Here is a 17,543-nt window from a genome sequence, read left to right on the forward strand (position 1 = left end):
TTAATAGAGGCAATTTCTCCACATTGCGTACAAACAGTGAAAATAAGGGGTGAACCTGAGGAAAAGAAAGTATTCACGGGTCTTAAAGCAGCATAGCCATCTAATTTCCCTTCAGAAAAGATTGACCGCCACAGGCTTTACAACTATATGTATTTGTTTCCATATTCTCACCTCTTAATGTAAGTTTAAGGAAATTATAGCATAGAAAAAACTACAGCGATATGCATCACTGTAGCTCAGAATTGGTTGATACCCTTTGAGGTTTTCTAAAGTATTATAGCATAACAACATATTCATTGTATAGATGAAGGAAAATATATAGATGTTGCGACTTCATTTGACTTTATCGAATTGGCTATTTGTACGAAAAGATTGGGTGTTTCCTGATTCGTGCTATCTTTATAAATGCCGAGAAGATATTGTAAATTGCTTTCTTCAAAGACAAAGAAGTTAAAAAGCAGGTGCTCAAAATAAATTCCCTGACTACCATCTTGCAGTGTATATGCTTTTCCTGAAAAGCTCACTTTTGGTTGAATAGGTCGAATATCCATTTTAAAAATATGCTGTTTCATTTCGTTATGAACATAGAGAATGTTAAGTGAATCATTCATGCCATATTGATGATCTTTGTAAAATCGACCAAACTTATGTGTGATGGAAAACGGGGGTAAAACAGTTGGTAGTTTAACCTTACTATAATGCTGTTCAAATTCCTTCACAGCAGCTTCTACTGATTGATAGCCAGCTTCATCAAATTTTTCCTCAAAAGTGGGTGGCTTAGTTTGCGCACTTGCATGTTCCATGGTTTGGTAAATTAAAAAAATACATAGTGAAAAAGTAATTTTCTTTAGCATTTGCTTGCACGTCCTTATTTAAATAGCACTTTATAGAAGTATTTTGTTTCAGGATGAAAATATACGCGTTCACATTTAGGGATATTAGTTTAAAATTAAATGGTTTAATGTTAAACTATTTTACGTTAAGAGAGCTGATTTGCTCTTTTTCGTGTGATTTGAAGGAGGAATTGAAAATGAATCGAGTAAAAAATAAAGTGGCATTAGTGACAGGTGGAGCATCTGGTATTGGTTTATCAGCAGCTAGCTTGTTAGCAAAAGAGGGCGCAAAAGTAGTCATTGCTGATTTTAATGTAGAGGGTGCTAAAGAAGCAGCAGCAAATTTAGTCAATGATGGGTATGAGGCGGCAGCCGTTTTCCTTGATGCAGGGGATGCTTCCTCCATTGAAGCGGCCGTGAACTTCACTGTAGAACGATTCGGCTCATTAACGGTGCTCTTTAATAATGTTGGTCTAACTAACTTGAAGAAAGATTTAGATGTATTAAATATTGATTTAGATGAGTGGGACCGCTTAGTCAATGTGAATTTAAAATCCATATTACTAGGAAGTCGTTTTGCCATTCCACATATGCAAAAAGCGGGCGGGGGCTCAATTATTAATACGGCTTCTATGGCTGCGTTCGCCAGTGACCAAATCCGAACAGCCTATGGGGCAACAAAAGCAGGTGTGGTGAATATGACAAGAAACATTGCCACACAATTTGGGAAGGATCATATCCGTTGTAATGCGGTTGCACCAGGTCTTATTTTAACACCAGCCGCGAAAAACAATATGCCAGAAGAAATGCTGGCAATTTATGCGAAATTTAATGCGCTACCATATCATGGAGAAGCGGATGATATTGGCCATGCAGTTGTATTTTTAGCCTCTGACGAATCAAAATTTATGACGGGCCAAACATTGCAAATTGAAGGCGGACATTACCTCGCTAACCCAACCATCGCTGATACTAATAACTGGCTAGCATCTTTATAGTCAATAAATTAAAAGAGGTTGTCTTAGAATAGACAACCTCTTTATAATTTGGCACAAGCTTAGCTACATTTGAGGAGCCTCCAACCCAAACTGAGCCCATTCCTCTTTCGCTGGACCATAAATACCTGGAACAGTTAAACCAGCCTGACGCATCAGAACCGTCATTTGACCGCGATGATGACTTTGATGCTGTAGTAAAAATAATAACAGGGAACCATTGGGCATTTGTTGACCAATAAATTCAATCGTTTCAGTCATTGTCTTGTCAGTCCATTGCGATTGTATCGCTTGCACAAAGGCTTCACTCGCTTGGTGATAGCCATCTGCAATGAACTGAGCAGAAGTAGGAACTGGAAAATCCTTTGCTGGGGCTTCAAACGCTAAATTCGAATTCGAGGTAATAATTCGAATTGCAGTAACCGTGTGCCAAGCAACGCGTCCTAAAGTCCAGTTTTCAGGAGTGATTGCCTGATGTAGCGATTCATCTGTAAGGTGATTAAGTAATTTTTGCGTAGCAGCGGCTTCAAATGCCCAAGACTGTAAAAAATGATCGATTGTTTGAAACATGAAATCCCTCCAAAAATAGCCTATGATGTCTTATTTTCCTATGCACCTAAAAGAAAAGCAAGATAAAGAATTGCATAAAGGGGAAGGGCAATCGAGAGCAGGATATACATGCTCCATTCACCAATCGATAATTTTCGTTGCCACCTCGTTAATTTTAGCTGTCGACAATAGATCATACTAGCAAGTAAAAAAATTAATAAAGTAAAATCCTTTAAGTTATCTAAAAAGATGTTCAGAATATCAACTCCTTTAGGCATTGGCAATATATGTGCCAACATGTCATTCAATGACCATAAGCTGAGCCAACATAAAAAGTGCGTCTCTATCTAACATAGAAACGCACTTCGATTTATTCGTCTCGAATGACAATAAAAACGCCACTAAAAATTAATAGGGAGCCTATCCAAAAGGAAAGCCCAATCGTCTCTCCCAATAAGAGCCAGCCTAAAAATGTGCCAACAATTGGTTGAAAGAAGAAAAATAAGCCGCCACTAGACGCATTCATTAGTTGAAGCCCTTTATTCCATAATAAAAAACCACCAGCTGTTGAGATAATGCCTAAGTAAAGCAAGCCCCCTGAAATGGTCGGCTGTAAAACACTTGCCAGATCTAAATTCTTTAGCCTTGGAAGGACAAAAGGGGTCAACAGCATCACGGCAATCATAGATGTATAGGTTGTGACAACAATTTGTGAGTAATGGCTTGGTATCTTTTTGACTAATACCGACATCAATGCCCACGTTAAGGCAGCAAGCAGTAAATAGAGTCCGCCTAATTGCTGTGTCACATCGATTTGACCATTGCCTACAATGATTCCAACACCAATCGTGGCAAGAGCGATGGACAAGCATTTTTTCAGCGTAATACTTTCTTTTAAAATCAAACGTGCGAAGACAACCATAAAAGCAGGGGTTGTAGCAGTAATAATTGCTCCCATCTGCGCGGTGGATAGCATTGTGCCCATTTCCTGTGTCACAATTGAAATCGTGTTCCCAATAAGGCCAACAAGAAAAATGATCAGCCAATCTTTTTTAGCTATTTTCCAGGATTGCCTCATCATGATCCCAATGATACCGAGTGCAATCACCGCAATTAAATAGCGCATCCAAACAAGCTCTAATGGTGGCACAACCTCCACCACTACTTTAACGACTACATACATGGCACCCCAAATACTCGCAGCAAGCGATAAAAAGATGGCACCGATTACTAGATTTCTCATGTTTTTTCCTCCGTTTTCATAGATATCTATGCCCTTAACGGAGAAAAAGCGCTTCTACCGTTAAGGAAGAAGAAGTGCTGGTACGTCCTGTTCAAATAATGGAGCAAACATCATAATTATCCCACCATCCTCAAGTCATTTTTTATTAGTATAATAGAATACACATCGTTTTCATAGGGAGATTTCATGAAAGCAAAAAGAGGGAGGATGAAAATGGTAATACTTCAATACAAGATGGAAGAGAAGGATTTGCCAGTATTAAAGGAAGTCTATCAATCTGTTGGGTGGAGGAAACATGATGAACAGATTATCAAACAAGTTTTCGATGCAAGCACACATCAAGTATTCGCCGTGGTAGATGGAAAAATAGTGGGCTTTGCTAGAGCTTTGTCAGATGGCGTATTTAATGCCGCCATTTACGATGTGGTTGTGCATCAAGCTTATCAAGGTACAGGGATTGCTCGTTTACTGCTGGAGGATATGATCGCACAGTTAAGGGAGGTATCCTGCATTCAGTTAATCGCCACAACAGGGAATGAACCGTTTTATGCAAAAATGGGCTTTAGAAAATTGAAAACGGGTATGGCCATCTATAAAAATCAACAACTAGCTCAAGAATATCTGGATTAAAGGAAATGGTCGGAAACCCACAAATGGTTTCCGACCTTACAATTTTATTTCATTATAATTAGACTGGATGAAATAGCTGTTAGTTGATACCTGCTTATAGTGCCCTACATTCCACTCATTCAGGTTGATTAAATCCTTAAGGAATTTGGGGACAGGGCAATTCCAATCTACATTTACTATTGTTAGTGGGAAATGTAGCTGTAAGTATATTAACTGAATCCAAACCAGCATCCTCCACTACAAACTCCATCCATATTTGATAAGGTTTTCCGAATGTCGAGAGCTTTTCTGATAAGCGGTTATATAGGGCTATATGTGCTTTGATGTGCTCTCTTCTTATCTTTAAACCATCATTGCCGTACCCGTAAAAATCAAGGTGAGTGTGCCACAAATTAAACCAACCTTCTTCGTCAAAGTCTACAATAGATAGCTCTGTGGTTGTTTGTCGCCATAAGTTACGGAAATAACGCCTTTTCCCACTACTGTTCCTCCATTGAAAAAGCTATTCCTTTCATTGCTTTGCCTTTTATTAAAATAAAGGCTTTGGCAATCCACTAAGATGCGCGATAACAGAGATTTGCCCAACATGGTAAGCTTCATGTGAGTAAACATGATGAAACAACCAGTTAAGTGTAGGGACGGAAGGTGGCGTCCAACCATCGGTAAACTTCGGCACCTCGACTATTTCATTGAGCTGCGATTCGTCTAATGTATGTAGAATGTCATCCGTATAATTTCTAATTTGAATATAGCTATCTAGTATTTCCTTAGGCGAACAATCATCGTGAAGGTTTAATATACAAGGATTTTTAAGTCCAATTTCATTCACCCAATAGTCTTCGCTACTTGATAAATGAGAAATAATCCATGCTACATTATTTGGATAAAAATCAGACGTCTTAAACCAAAATGCCTCATCAAGTGTGCTTAGGTAAGGGATTAACGTTTTCCTAAGATCATTACGATATGGAAATAGCACATTTATACATCCTTTCATTTATTAATAGGTTTATTGTAAAGGAACAAGTACGGGCTAGGAAATGGATACTTTATTTCTCAGGTTGAAGGAGGTCGGGAATATTAAAAAAATCACCTAGAGGAAGGTGATTAAATCGGATTGACTTTAAGTTCTCTTAGAATTAAAAGAACGCCCATTCCATACACAATAGAAATGGCTAAAGGTACAAGTGTGAAGGCTTGATCGACAAAGAACCCACCAAAAATCAAAGCAGAGAAGCAGACGCCTAAAGTCACAAATAAATAAGCCTTACTTTTATAAATCCATATGTATGGCAGAAAATGAGAGCCTGCAAGTAAACCTATTGTAAAGGGAAGGTATTCAGGTATGTTCATATACACAATGATAAATACAGGTATGTAAAAAGCTTGAGGAGCGGCAACAATTCCTCCTAACGTCCCTAAAGGATTGCCAGTAGCGTTTAAATTAATCCCAAGAATTTTACTAATACCAAAACCGATAGGGAAAATGGCACCTAAGCCAAATATCCAACTTAAATGTACAGCTTCAATTGGTAAAACTAAGGGCATTAGAGTAAAAAGTAAAAAGACAACCGCACCAGAAAGTAAAATGGGAAATCCCTTTTTTACTTCACCAATCATTTCCTTTTGTAAATCTTCCAGTGTTTTATCCATCAACACACCATCCTTCATGAAATAAATAGAATATAACCTATAATATACCAGTATATTTCTATTTTTACCACAGATGATTTGAAATAGAATTTTTTAGAAAAGTTTGCGATCCATTGCCTAAAAAATTCTGGAAGACCAAGATTATTATTAAAATTGTTGATTAGTGAAAGAAAGTCATTCCTTTTATCTTTCTTACGTTATAAGTACCTATGGAGAATTTTGGGATTGGAAAATGAAATAGTCGTCACCTTCTATAGAATGGTAATTACCTCTAACAAAAACGCAATTTACTCAAACGTCATGCATGTTTAAAGGTTACTCGCTTTTTTTGTCTCAATGTTAGCATTGTAGAATATTGGAGGTATTATATGGGACGAGATAAAAAATTTTCTGAACAAGACCTTTGGCATCATACGCATCAGCTTTTGCTATCTGTTGGATATCAAGGGTTTACAATGAGCTTGCTTGCACAAAGTATTGGCGTATCAAGGGCCGCAATTTATAAACAATATCCAAATAAAGAAGAACTTATTATTCAATTTATGGTTTGGCAAATGGAAAAAAGCATCGAGAACCTTTCAAATGTTAATTTTTCGCAATCATTTGAACAACAGCTTGAGGATTTACTTGTTCGTATGTTTGATATGCGCGACCTACATCAAATTTTAGGATTCACCTCACAGATTAATGACGTATCACTAGTTGTGAAGCAAAAAAAGGAAGTATTAAATAACATGCATGGTGGACTTTACATACCACTTCAACAAGTAATCAAGCAGGGTAAGGAAGAGGGGATAATTGCAGAAGATCGTAACGACTTTATTTTGCTTAGCTTCATTTTTCAATTAATTGATATGCCAAACCATCTCAATATGCCTATAGAAAGCTTTTTAAAAGAGATCAAATTGCTTATTTTACATGGTATTTCAAAATAAGTAACAAATGTGTCACTTATTTTAGTTACACATGTGTAACTTTTGTGTATAATGAGAAAGAATTCATATTTAGCAGGATACAATCTTTGCTCATATAAATTCTATTTCTAATATGGAGGCTACATCATGTTTTTAGCATTAAAAGAATTAAAATATGCGAAGTTCCGCTATGTAATGATGACGACAATTATCATTTTAATCGCATGGCTCGTGTTCATTTTATCGGGACTTGGCAACGGTTTAGCGACTTTGAGTGCCGCTACACTGAAAAATATCGACGCAGAATACGTTGTATATGAAGAAACAGCAGGGGCTACATTCGCAAAATCGATCCTGTCAGAAAATCTACAAGATGATTTAGAAAAGCAAAACAATGTAGATAAAGTCGCTGCGTTTGGCGCTTCTACAATTGCAGTCGGCAAAACAAAGTCAAAAGATGCCGATTCGAAGGAAGATGTCGCATTTTTAGGCGTTGAGCCAGACGCATTTTTTATGCCAGAGGTAATCGAAGGTGAAAAATTATCATACGACAACAAAAGGGTGTAGTTATTAACGATACGTTAAAAGAAGCAGGCTACAAGATTGGTGATATCTTACTAGTAGCAAACTCTGACATGAAATTAGAAGTGGTAGGTTATGTAAAAGGAGAAACTTATAATCACTTACCTGCTATTTTCACAGTAATGGAAAACTGGCGTGATTATCAATATGCAGCTCCCGGCTCAGACAATGATACAGACAAAGCTGTACAAGCCTTCTTCCTAAAGGCTCCCAACTTAGAAGATCCAACTACTATCGACAAAGCCGTAAAAGGTGTTGAAACAGTTACAAAGAAAACAGCAATCAACGGTATGCCAGGTTATAAAGAAGAAAACGGCACTATTATGATGATGCTTGCTTTTTGTATCGTTATCTCTGCATTCATTATCGCTGTATTCTTCTACGTCATTACAATGCAAAAGACACAACAATTTGGTGTCATGAAAGCAATTGGCGCTAGCAATGGTTTCATCGGTAAAGCAATTGTTGCACAAGTAGCGATTCTATCAGTATTAGGTATCGTTATTGGTATAGTCCTTACTTACTTAACGGCTACAATTTTACCAGAAGGAATGCCATTTGACTTAGAACCGACATTAATCATTACCTATGCGATTGTTTTATTAATTATTGCATTATTAAGTTCAATTGTTTCTGTACGTCAAATCGTTAAAATCGATCCATTAACAGCATTAGGGAGAGTGGAATAAATGGCGCTATTATCACTACAAAATGTTTCTAAAAGCTATAAAGAAGGCGCTAGCACTGTCCAAGCATTAAAACAAGCAACACTTGAAGTAGAAGCTGGGGAGCTAGTAGCCATTATCGGTCCATCAGGTTCAGGTAAAAGTACACTACTTTCCATTGCAGGCGCTCTATTACAGATGTCAGAGGGTACTGTAGAAATTAACGGCAGGAATATTGTTGATCTTTCAGCAAAACAATTAGCAAGTTTCCGTTTAAAAGAGCTTGGTTTCATTTTACAAACATCAAACTTAGTACCTTACTTAAATGTACTTGATCAATTACTACTTGTGAAAAAAATGGGTGGTAAAGTGACAAAAGATGATAAAGAGTTTGCAAAGCAACTACTTACAGAGCTTGGCTTAAGTGATAAACTTAAAAAAATGCCGAATGAATTATCAGGAGGTGAGCGTCAACGTGTTGCCATTGCGCGCGCATTCATGAATAACTCAAAAGTGATTTTAGCCGATGAACCAACTGCTAGCCTTGACTCTAAACGGGCACTTGAGGTGGTGAAGCTTCTTGCCAAAGAAGCAAAAGAACGTAACAAAGCTGCCATAATGGTCACCCATGATGAACGAATGCTACAGTTCTGTGACCATGTTTATCGTATGGAAGATGGCGTGCTCACGCAACAATCTTAAAAATAGAGACTGGGTATAAAACTCTAGCTTTCATCAAAAAGGACTCGTGCTTTTGTGTCAGTAAAAGTGCGAGTCCTTTTCGTTATAGAAAGGAATTTTAAATGATTTTTATTGTTGTTTAGAAGGATGATCGTTTATCTGTCAAATTCATGATGATAACGATCAACCTAAGCTAGGAAAAACATTTGATGATTATGCAACCTTTTTAAAATAGATAAAAGTCAAATAGGAGATAAAAATTTCAGCCCAGTACCACAAGCTTCTAGCACAGGTCTTTGGGATGTAAAGCTACCAAAGGATGCTCGGTATGCTTTAAAGCCTGATTTTAATGCCTTAAATAATATAGGCGGATTTCATGTGTTTACGCTTGATACAGCAGAGAGCCGAAACTTTTGCCGACTCTATGGCATTGATGAGGAAGCTGCCACAGGGACATTTAATCAAGAGTACATATTTTGAAAAGCTACCTTTATATTGAATAGGCCATTTTCAATATAAAGGTAGGATAAAAAAATTAATATTTGACTTTAGTAATAATAGGGGTTTCAACTCTACTATTCAATTTTTGGAATAGCCAGATGGCAAGGAATAAAGCCATGCTTACAGTACCAAAACCGACCCAATTCAAATGTAGGACAGAGGTATGTCCGATGACAAACCCGCCTAATGCAGACCCTAGGGCAAAACCGAATTGGATAAAGGAGGTATTTATGCTTAGGGCAATGTCTGGATTTCGAGGTACCAGCGTGACAAGAAGGAGCTGCTGGGCAGGAGAAATACTCCAAGTTGCTACCATAAAAATCATTAAAATCAAGATCAATACAAAGAGATTGATACCAGCTAGTGCGAATAAGAGGAGCGTTGCTGCTTGTAACAGCAATCCGAAACAAATGGTAAATCGCGAACCCTTTGCATCAGCCAATTGTCCGCCCACTCTTGAGCCAAGAAAGCTACAGATGCCAGCTAAAAATAGGATGCCACTAATTTCGGTCATAGAAAGAGGGGATGTGGCTTGCAAGAAAGGCGTAATATAAGTAAATAGGGTAGCGTAGCCACCGACATAAAATAAAGTAATAGCCAGGGCAGTTAGAATTTTTGAATCTTTTAAAATCGAAAGCTGCGACCTGAGTGTAACAGCTTCTTCCTCCTTAATAACTGGAATTTTTTTATAGATGATAAGCAGTGGAAGAATGGTTAATAGACCGATCAACATAAACAAAACTCTCCATCCAAATAATTCGCTAAAAAATGTGCCAATTGGAACACCCAGCACGAGCGAACTGCTTAAGCCCATCAAAATTATGCCAATAGCACGACCTCTTCGTTCTTTTTCAACTAATCGAGTAGCTACTGCCATGGCTACCACTGTAGCAATTCCTCCGCTAACCCCTTGAATAATGCGTATCCCTAGTGCGTACTCAAAAGAAGAGCTGATAAACATGAATCCGTTACTAATAATGAACAAACTAACGGTAGTCATAAGTAACTTTTTGCGATCCATATTGATCGTAAGCGCAATGAGAATTGGAGCGAAAATGGCTGCTGCCAGGGCAAATAAAGTCACTAATAACCCAGCTTCTGAAATCGTTACGCCAAAATCTACGGCAATCATTTCAATAACGCCTGTAATAATGTACTCAATGGTTCCGATTAGAAAAACAACGAGTGATAAAACATAGATAATCAGCTTATTTTTCAACTCAATTCACGCTTCCTTCAGCTATTTATAATAGGTATTTGTATCTCCATTAATTGGACGTTCTGGGTTGTAGATAATGGTAAATAGATTTCTCTACCTGGTTCGTTTTCCTTGACTTGATAGTTATTTTCTACAATCCATTTCGCTAAATCAACACAGGCTGTACAAGCAAAGTTAGAATCTGAGCGAAAGGTCATTGTGGCCATCATCGGCTCAGACGGAAGAGTCCGTAGTTGAAATGTATCATGGAATGAGGGAAGTTCCTTGGTTAAAAAATAGCCGACTTCAAATTCAAATTCGTCTTCTTTCTCCTCTATTTCTTTCCATAAAACAACCTGAGGACTTTGAGCTAGTTGGCGCATTTCCTTTGTTAGTAATTGATTAAATGTACGAAACAGGTCTGGAATATCTTCTTCTCTCCCGCGTGCTTTCAAAGAAAGGAATTGCTGAGCATCCACTGCCTTGATGCGGATTTCTTGATCTGATTCCACCTGACCCTCTCGTTCTAAAAGTTGCATACGTTCTTCAATTCGTGCAAGCTTGGCCTGTTCCGTCTGAATAATATGTTGAATCTCACTTTTTTCAGCTTAAACATCCCTTGTATATCTTTTAACGAAATATCTTCGTGGAGTAAGCGTATAATCTGTGGCAAGGTAAACCCCAATTCCTTATAGAGAAAGATTCGATTAAGCTCTAGTAGCTGGTCTGCTGAATAGTATCGGTAGCAAGTATCATGGTCCACCTTTCTTGGCTTTAATATGCCAATCTGATCATAATAGCGCAATGTTTTTAAAGATACTTTGCTTAGCCTAGAAAATTCGCTGATTTTAAACAAACTATCACCTCCAATCTAATAACTTAATGCAAGTATACAGTTTCCTGTGCAGGGGAAAGTCAAATGCTTTTTAAATAACTTTATGGAGCTTTACTACAATCTAATGTAGTAAGGCTCCGTCTCTGTTAAAGCAAATGATTTAAACATTGGGTTCTTGGTAACCAATTTTGTACAAGAGTTTGGTTTTTCAAAAGAACAGTCTCCATTAGAGTACACCGTTTTGGATCGATGTCCATGAATAGCTAAGTATCTTTATCATCTAAAGTTTGGAAAGTTATAAAATTCTAACACATAGATAATTTTGAATTTAACTATTAGACAAGTGAGTAAATAAATTATTGACGGTAAATAATTCAAGTTATACAATAAAAATGACACTATTGTCATTTTTATTGTATAAGGAGGTAACTATGCCTAAAGTCAGCCATGATTATGTAAAAAGAAAGAGAAATGTCATATTAGAAGCAGCTTTATCAGTTTGTAAAGATAAACCACTTTATGAAATTACAATGAGAGATATTATTAGAGCATCTGGAGTAAGTCAAGGAGGTATTTATCGCTATTATTCAGATTTAGATGAAATACTTGTTGAAATTATTAATCAAGCTAATGCAAATGCTGACTATAAGAAAGATGTAGATGCCATAATTGAAAACAATGCAGCTCCTAAAGAGATGTTAGAAAAATTATTTACTTTTCTCGGGGTACATTAAAGAAAACTTATCAACAGTTGGCAAAATACATTTTGAACTTACAATCTTATTTGCGAACAATCCAGATAGACAAAAGAAAATTTTACCCAACATTACTGAAAATGAGAGTGGACAATACTTGATTAAGCGCATACTTGATACCATTCATAAAGGTATTTCTTTAGGGATCTTTCAGCCTGAAGTATCAATAGAAGATTTATTTACTTTTATTATGGCTTCTATTGATGGAATTGTAAGAGATGTTGTTTTACATAAATGTTACGGTATGTTTCAAAATGAACAAATACTTATTGATGAGACTAGACTAATGAATACTTTGTGCAAATCTGTTCAAGCTTTGTTGGGTTGTAAATGAGGAGGTAGGATATATGGGGAAAGAGGTAGGTAGATTCTTATTCTATACATTTTCTTTGTCATGGAGTCTTTGGGGCAGTTTAGCAATTTTAACACAATTCAATTTGCTTAAATTTGGAACTACATTATCAATACTAATGTTTATTCTCGGTGGTATCGCACCTGGTATTAGTGAGATCTGGCTAAAAAAGAAGTATAGCTCTAGGGAAGAGTTTAAGCTGTTTATTAGGAATGTAAAAATCCTAGACATCCATTAGTATGGTATTTATTTACTATTGGATTTGCATTTGTAGCTTGTTTTTTGCCAACTCTATGGGGAGGAGCAACTATGGAGAACCCCCTATATTTGGTATTGATTAACTTCCCAATTATGATTATCGGCGGAGGGTTTGAAGAGATTGGGTGGCGGGGGTATTTACAGCCTACATTGCAAAAAAGATGGTCACCATTCACAAGTACACTCATTGTGGGAGGGATTTGGTCAATCTGGCATCTGCCGTTATGGTTTGTAGTTGGTTCAAATCAAGTGAGCATGAATTTTCTATGGTTTACTCTAATTGCTTTGGCATTATCATTTTTAATGACAATCATATATTTATATACGAGAAGTATTTTTCTATGTATTATTTTTCATGCATTAATCAACTCATTATGGGAAGTTTATATTCCAGATACAAATATTTTGTCTGGATTATATACTCTTTTGTTTGCACTAGTTATTTATACTATATTAGAAATCTATCGAAAGAAGAATCCCACCAAAAGTCATCATGTCCATGTATAACTCTCCACAACATTTCTTATGACTAAGAATTAAAAAATTATTCTACTGCAGAAAATAGACATAAAATCAAAAATATGAGTCGATCCACTAATTATGGGTCGATTTTTTTGTTTTTTTAATGAATGTCAAATATATAAATAACAATAATAATATAATAGAAAACAATTATTATTTATTGTTAATCAATAAATTTTGTGCTAAATTTGTAGTGTCGTAAAATAAGTGAGGTGCTTTATGTGAATGGTAAACGAGGATTAACAACATTCTTAAAGGTGATGATTCTTCTAGCTGGGATGGTCATTTTTGCCCTATGTATATTTTTTGTACCTCCAATGGCTCATTTCGCATCGAATTTATATCCGAATTTTTACCCAATGAACGATCTCATTTTCATTGTGATGTATGGATCGGCTGTACCTTTTTACATTGCTCTCTATCAGGCTTTTAATCTTTTACGATACATTGATGCGAATACAGCGTTCTCGGAATTATCTGTAAAAGCGTTAAGGTACATAAAGTGGTGTGCGATAATAATCAGTGGTTTGCATGTATTAGGTGCACCACTTTTTCATTTTATAACAAACAAAATGGATCCTCCTTTTGGAATAGTGGGACTCCTCATCATTTTTGCTTCATTGGTTATCGCCATTTTTGCGGCTGTCCTTCAACGACTTCTACAAGAGGTGACGAATATAAAATTAGAAAATGAGTTGACGGTCTGAGATAATGAGTGGCAATGATTTTTCATATTGATGTGATGTTAGCCAAACGAAAACTGCTCATAGAAGAGATGTAAAACATATCATTTAGAATTCGGAATCCTATGGAAGTTTAATAGTGACGCAAGTAAATTTCTAGATAGATATGTAGTTTAATCTTTTACATTATGAATCATTGTAAAAGGTGAGAATAAATATGCAATAATCCACTTTTAATATCTACTTTTGCTATACTTTATTAAATTGAATAGTATAAGGAGGATATAAAGGTGGATTGGAAGATAAAAAAATTTGATGAGTTAACAGTAAAAGAACTATATGAAATACTGAAGGTTCGTGCGGAAGTTTTTGTTGTAGAGCAAGAGTGTGTCTATCAGGATATCGATTCAAAAGACGAAAATGCCTATCATTTATTTGGTGAAGACCAAGGAGAGGTAGTTGGGTATTTAAGAATTCTACCCAAAGGGATAGCATATCAAGAAGCAGCAATCGGAAGAGTATTAACAAAGCAAACATACAGAAAAAAGGGATTGGCTCTGGAAATGGTTAAAAGAGCAATAGATTACATTCTAGATGATATTGGAGAAGACGCAATCCGCATTTCTGCGCAGGCATATTTGCTAAAATTCTATGAGGGCTTCGGATTTGAAAAGACATCAGATGTTTATTTAGAAGATGGAATAGAACATATAGAAATGCTATATAAAAGGCTGTCAGTCGAATAATAATATTCATTTAATAACGAACAAACAAGGCGTCCGATAGCATAAATTATCGGACGCCTTGCATTTAAAGTGGAGGATAACCTGTAAATAGAAGGATAGAATTCTAAAAGTGTCGGATAGAACTGAAAAAGAAGGGGATAGAACGCTTAAAGTGAGGGATAACCCTCAAATAGCAGGATAGAATTCTAAAAGAGGAGGATAAAACTGAAAAAGAAGCGGATAGAACGCTTAAAGTGAAGGATAGCCCAGCAAATTAGGGGGATAGCCTGTAAAGGGAAGGATAAAATTCTAAAGACGATAAAATAGAAGCTTTACAAATTACAACAATTGAGCGCTATCCGAGCATAAGGATAAGCGCTTCAATTTTTAAGCCCTTAAACTAGTATTTAACCTTCAATCCTAATAATGAAGCAAAACCGATCGCTTGTTCAGTAGAGACTTCACACCCATTTAAACTTTCTGGAGTTACTTGAAGTCTTTTAAATTTACATGTACTGATGTCTATTCCTTTTAAGGAAGTTTGAGAGAAATCCACATCATTTAGATCACTTTCCTGAAACGCTACTTTATTTAGTAAACAATCATAAAAATTCGCACCTTGCAGGGAGGTGCTATCAAATAGCACTTGTTTAAAGCGCACTTCGGGGAAATTGCATAAGTTTGCAAGACAATTTTCAAATGAAACATTACCGAGGTTTGCTTCAGTTAAATTCAACCCTAATAATTTACAGTTTTTGAAGGCCACTCTATGAATGATGCCTTCACTTAAGTTAGTGTTAGATAAATCACAGTTTTCAAAAATGACGTCCGTTAAATCAATTTTTTGAAAGGTACAATCGATGAATGTGACATTTTTAAAGATAACATTAGAGACGATTAATCGTTCAACATCCTCGTGAGCAATGACGGTATCCGTAATCATGCAATTTGTTAAATAGGGTTCCTCCTCATAAAAAATATTCTGAAAATTTACCTTGTCAAGATTCGGAGGTATTTTTGGTGAGGTAAGTTGGAAATTGTATGGCATATTAGCACACCCTTCAAATGTAAATAAAAGCTCCTCCTATTTAGTATAAGTGCAAACCTAAAATAAGAACACCGTCTATACGGTGCTCTTATTTGGTTTATACAACGGATTCACCATCTTACTAAAAACGGAAGCTAGTATCTGTTGAAACAGCATACCGAACACAACAGGCATGGCGACTTTACCTGGAAAGTATGTTGTGGCTACGATGACACCGACTGCAATATTTCTCATGCCACCAGTAAAAACAAAGGTTGCCATTTGTGGACCGTCTTTTAACAGATATCGGCCTATGAGGTAAGCAAAAAGATAGCCTGATACTGCAAGCAAGAACACTAAAAGCACCACGAAGAAGAGATGCATGTTGATATCCTTTAAGTAGGGAGCAATGGCACTGCTATTAATCAGTATGACCGCAAATAAACATAGCTTTGAAAAAGGAGCAAGCTTTTTACCGATTTTTTGGGGGATGGCTCCTTTCGAAAGTTCATTCACTAAGATACCTAAAATCGTGGGTAAGACAATCATCCATAGTAAATTCAGAATCAGGGATGCCACATCCAACTCAATTTTTTCACCCGAAACGATATAGAGGATGAAGGGGAGGATGATGGGAGAAAGGAGGGTATCAATTAAAATAATCGATAAGCCTAACGGTAAGTTCCCTTTGCAAATATTGATCCAAATAACACTCGTTACGCCTGTTGGGAGTGCAACCGCTAAGACAAAACCAACAGTCAACAAATGGTCATCAAACAAAACGGTGGATAAGAAATATGCCCATAAAGGCATCAAGAGATGAAGAAAAAGGATGGAGGATAAAATGAGTACTGGGTGCTTCATGAAAATTTTTACATCTTTAAATTTCATATGTAAGCTTCCTGAGAATGTCATGAAGGCAAATAGCCAGGAGACAAGGAATAATAAATGATGTCCAATACTTTCTAAGAATACACCTACAATTAAACTTAATGGTGTCAGGATCGCAATGTATTTTTGGAGAAATACATTTAGTTTTTCTAACATACAAAGACCTTCTTTTTTATCTGATTTTATCACTTTATTATAATCGTAGGTAAATTTACCGTAAAAAAAGCAGAAGGTTTACTCCTGCTAAGAATTTACATGTTTTTTATCGATTTCTTTAGTAAACGGCATCCATACAATGCCTAAGATCAATAAAATATTACCTGTCCACCTAACCCATAAGTAATAAGGATGGTCTTTTAAAAAGTACAACAAGGCTAGAATAATAAGCATCCCAATCCCAATCATCAATTTTAAATAAATCGGAGTTTTTGCCATTCTACTGCCTCCTTTCTGTCTTTTCATGAACATGAATCTATATCACTCTTTTCCTATCCAATGCGCAGTAAAGACAATTGGGAAAAATAGTATACCAAAAGGCAGGCTTAGTAAAACGATATGCCAAGTAAGGATGCCACTAGTAAACAAAGATTTAAATAAAATAATACTATAGGGAATAATAATGATGGCTGATGTTATCGCTCCTGGTGTGATAGAGCGAAAAAATAGCGATTGTCCAATATGGGTAAAAGCATGGATAAAGAAAACAAGTGTGACAGCTGTGAAAAAATAAATAGTAAATGCGACTCCGTTTAGAAAATAGTAGTTAGCCAGAATGGTAGAGAGACTGACAAACAAGAAGATAAATAATACAGCAACAGCAAATTGTGCGGTGCTCATTGAAAATTGTTTTACCACTTTATCGGCTATTTTTGGGGTAATCTTTCATACAGCTTATGACGATTATTTTGTAACCATTTCTCTACCATAATAATTTCTTCAAAATCATGGATAATAAATAAAATAGGAAACAACCAAATAAGTGTTTGTACATTCAACCATTCCATATAAATACATCTCTCCTTATCACTATGCTGGAAGTGTTACTAAAAAT

24 protein-coding genes and 1 pseudogene are annotated in these 17,543 nt (G+C 36.2%); 12 read left to right on the forward strand and 13 right to left on the reverse strand.

Annotated elements, in window-relative coordinates; translation table 11 throughout:
• Positions 1-293: 293 nt before the first annotated feature.
• Positions 294-854: a carbon monoxide dehydrogenase gene (locus NP781_RS08530; RefSeq protein WP_221683049.1), complete on the reverse strand. Its 561-nt coding sequence runs from the start codon at positions 852-854 to the stop codon at positions 294-296.
• Positions 855-1,030: 176 nt separating this feature from the next.
• Here NP781_RS08530 and NP781_RS08535 point away from each other — a divergent pair, with 176 nt between their 5' ends.
• Positions 1,031-1,831, forward strand: a complete 801-nt coding sequence (locus NP781_RS08535) for an SDR family NAD(P)-dependent oxidoreductase (RefSeq protein WP_257522011.1) — start codon at positions 1,031-1,033, stop codon at positions 1,829-1,831.
• A gap of 63 nt (positions 1,832-1,894) precedes the next feature.
• Here NP781_RS08535 and NP781_RS08540 read toward each other — a convergent pair whose 3' ends face one another.
• The 3 genes from NP781_RS08540 to NP781_RS08550 all read right to left on the reverse strand — a co-directional run bounded on the left by NP781_RS08540 (position 1,895) and on the right by NP781_RS08550 (position 3,620).
• Entirely contained in the window at positions 1,895-2,398 is a 504-nt protein-coding gene (locus NP781_RS08540; protein WP_257522012.1) for a DinB family protein, read from the reverse strand.
• Between the two features lie 38 nt (positions 2,399-2,436).
• Entirely contained in the window at positions 2,437-2,655 is a 219-nt protein-coding gene (locus tag NP781_RS08545) for a hypothetical protein (RefSeq protein WP_257522515.1), read from the reverse strand.
• 92 nt (positions 2,656-2,747) lie between these two features.
• On the reverse strand, positions 2,748-3,620 hold the full coding sequence (locus tag NP781_RS08550) for a DMT family transporter (RefSeq protein WP_257522013.1): 873 nt from the start codon (positions 3,618-3,620) through the stop codon (positions 2,748-2,750).
• Between the two features lie 213 nt (positions 3,621-3,833).
• On the opposite strand from NP781_RS08550, the gene NP781_RS08555 reads away from it, so the two are divergent.
• Positions 3,834-4,250, forward strand: a complete 417-nt coding sequence (locus NP781_RS08555) for a GNAT family N-acetyltransferase (RefSeq protein WP_221683046.1) — start codon at positions 3,834-3,836, stop codon at positions 4,248-4,250.
• A 529-nt stretch (positions 4,251-4,779) separates the two neighbouring features.
• On the opposite strand, the gene NP781_RS08560 is transcribed toward NP781_RS08555, so the two are convergent.
• Together NP781_RS08560 and NP781_RS08565 are read right to left on the reverse strand one after the other, a co-directional pair.
• A complete protein-coding gene (locus NP781_RS08560) occupies positions 4,780-5,229 on the reverse strand; it encodes a DinB family protein (RefSeq protein ID WP_257522014.1) in 450 nt (149 codons plus the stop codon).
• A gap of 128 nt (positions 5,230-5,357) precedes the next feature.
• Positions 5,358-5,903: a DUF7010 family protein gene (locus NP781_RS08565; protein WP_221683045.1), complete on the reverse strand. Its 546-nt coding sequence runs from the start codon at positions 5,901-5,903 to the stop codon at positions 5,358-5,360.
• Positions 5,904-6,271: 368 nt separating this feature from the next.
• On the opposite strand from NP781_RS08565, the gene NP781_RS08570 reads away from it, so the two are divergent.
• From NP781_RS08570 to NP781_RS08585, 4 genes are all read left to right on the forward strand, one after another.
• Positions 6,272-6,838 carry a TetR/AcrR family transcriptional regulator gene (locus NP781_RS08570; protein ID WP_221683044.1) on the forward strand — a complete coding sequence of 189 codons (567 nt, stop codon included), beginning with the start codon at positions 6,272-6,274 and terminating at the stop codon, positions 6,836-6,838.
• Between the two features lie 126 nt (positions 6,839-6,964).
• Positions 6,965-7,384 (forward strand): ABC transporter permease, encoded by a 420-nt coding sequence (locus NP781_RS08575; RefSeq protein WP_257522015.1) that lies wholly within the window; start codon positions 6,965-6,967, stop codon positions 7,382-7,384.
• Positions 7,385-7,452: 68 nt separating this feature from the next.
• Positions 7,453-8,088: an ABC transporter permease gene (locus NP781_RS08580; RefSeq protein ID WP_257522016.1), complete on the forward strand. Its 636-nt coding sequence runs from the start codon at positions 7,453-7,455 to the stop codon at positions 8,086-8,088.
• The gene (locus tag NP781_RS08585; RefSeq protein WP_221683042.1) at positions 8,089-8,766 is read left to right on the forward strand and encodes an ABC transporter ATP-binding protein; all 678 of its coding nucleotides are present in this window, start codon (positions 8,089-8,091) and stop codon (positions 8,764-8,766) included. It abuts the gene before it with no gap.
• A 514-nt stretch (positions 8,767-9,280) separates the two neighbouring features.
• Here the strand turns inward: NP781_RS08585 and NP781_RS08590 are convergent.
• Together NP781_RS08590 and NP781_RS08595 are read right to left on the reverse strand one after the other, a co-directional pair.
• Entirely contained in the window at positions 9,281-10,465 is a 1,185-nt protein-coding gene (locus NP781_RS08590; protein WP_257522017.1) for an MFS transporter, read from the reverse strand.
• A 17-nt stretch (positions 10,466-10,482) separates the two neighbouring features.
• A pseudogene (locus NP781_RS08595) lies at positions 10,483-11,300 on the reverse strand (MerR family transcriptional regulator).
• Between the two features lie 410 nt (positions 11,301-11,710).
• Between NP781_RS08595 and NP781_RS08600 the strand changes: the two are divergent.
• From NP781_RS08600 to NP781_RS08620, 6 genes are all read left to right on the forward strand, one after another.
• Positions 11,711-12,013, forward strand: a complete 303-nt coding sequence (locus NP781_RS08600) for a TetR/AcrR family transcriptional regulator (RefSeq protein ID WP_257522018.1) — start codon at positions 11,711-11,713, stop codon at positions 12,011-12,013.
• Between the two features lie 118 nt (positions 12,014-12,131).
• Positions 12,132-12,368, forward strand: coding sequence for a hypothetical protein (locus NP781_RS08605; RefSeq protein ID WP_257522019.1), 237 nt, complete (start codon positions 12,132-12,134; stop codon positions 12,366-12,368).
• Positions 12,369-12,381: 13 nt separating this feature from the next.
• A complete protein-coding gene (locus NP781_RS25500) occupies positions 12,382-12,624 on the forward strand; it encodes a hypothetical protein (RefSeq protein WP_306831295.1) in 243 nt (80 codons plus the stop codon).
• Between the two features lie 71 nt (positions 12,625-12,695).
• Positions 12,696-13,151, forward strand: coding sequence for a CPBP family intramembrane glutamic endopeptidase (locus NP781_RS25505; protein WP_306831298.1), 456 nt, complete (start codon positions 12,696-12,698; stop codon positions 13,149-13,151).
• 236 nt (positions 13,152-13,387) lie between these two features.
• Positions 13,388-13,873 (forward strand): DUF2975 domain-containing protein, encoded by a 486-nt coding sequence (locus NP781_RS08615; RefSeq protein ID WP_257522020.1) that lies wholly within the window; start codon positions 13,388-13,390, stop codon positions 13,871-13,873.
• 266 nt (positions 13,874-14,139) lie between these two features.
• Complete coding sequence (locus NP781_RS08620) at positions 14,140-14,595, forward strand: GNAT family N-acetyltransferase (RefSeq protein WP_221683038.1); 456 nt, start codon at positions 14,140-14,142, stop codon at positions 14,593-14,595.
• A 379-nt stretch (positions 14,596-14,974) separates the two neighbouring features.
• On the opposite strand, the gene NP781_RS08625 is transcribed toward NP781_RS08620, so the two are convergent.
• The 5 genes from NP781_RS08625 to NP781_RS08645 form a co-directional block, all read right to left on the reverse strand.
• Positions 14,975-15,622 (reverse strand): pentapeptide repeat-containing protein, encoded by a 648-nt coding sequence (locus tag NP781_RS08625; protein WP_257522021.1) that lies wholly within the window; start codon positions 15,620-15,622, stop codon positions 14,975-14,977.
• Positions 15,623-15,697: 75 nt separating this feature from the next.
• A complete protein-coding gene (locus NP781_RS08630; RefSeq protein ID WP_257522022.1) occupies positions 15,698-16,648 on the reverse strand; it encodes a bile acid:sodium symporter family protein in 951 nt (316 codons plus the stop codon).
• A gap of 87 nt (positions 16,649-16,735) precedes the next feature.
• Positions 16,736-16,927 carry a hypothetical protein gene (locus NP781_RS08635; protein WP_257522023.1) on the reverse strand — a complete coding sequence of 64 codons (192 nt, stop codon included), beginning with the start codon at positions 16,925-16,927 and terminating at the stop codon, positions 16,736-16,738.
• A 42-nt stretch (positions 16,928-16,969) separates the two neighbouring features.
• On the reverse strand, positions 16,970-17,329 hold the full coding sequence (locus NP781_RS08640; RefSeq protein WP_257522024.1) for an HXXEE domain-containing protein: 360 nt from the start codon (positions 17,327-17,329) through the stop codon (positions 16,970-16,972).
• Positions 17,330-17,355: 26 nt separating this feature from the next.
• Complete coding sequence (locus tag NP781_RS08645; RefSeq protein WP_257522025.1) at positions 17,356-17,496, reverse strand: HXXEE domain-containing protein; 141 nt, start codon at positions 17,494-17,496, stop codon at positions 17,356-17,358.
• Positions 17,497-17,543: the final 47 nt, after the last annotated feature.

This window comes from Lysinibacillus sp. FN11 (genome assembly GCF_024628845.1).
Classification (GTDB): domain Bacteria; phylum Bacillota; class Bacilli; order Bacillales_A; family Planococcaceae; genus Lysinibacillus; species Lysinibacillus capsici.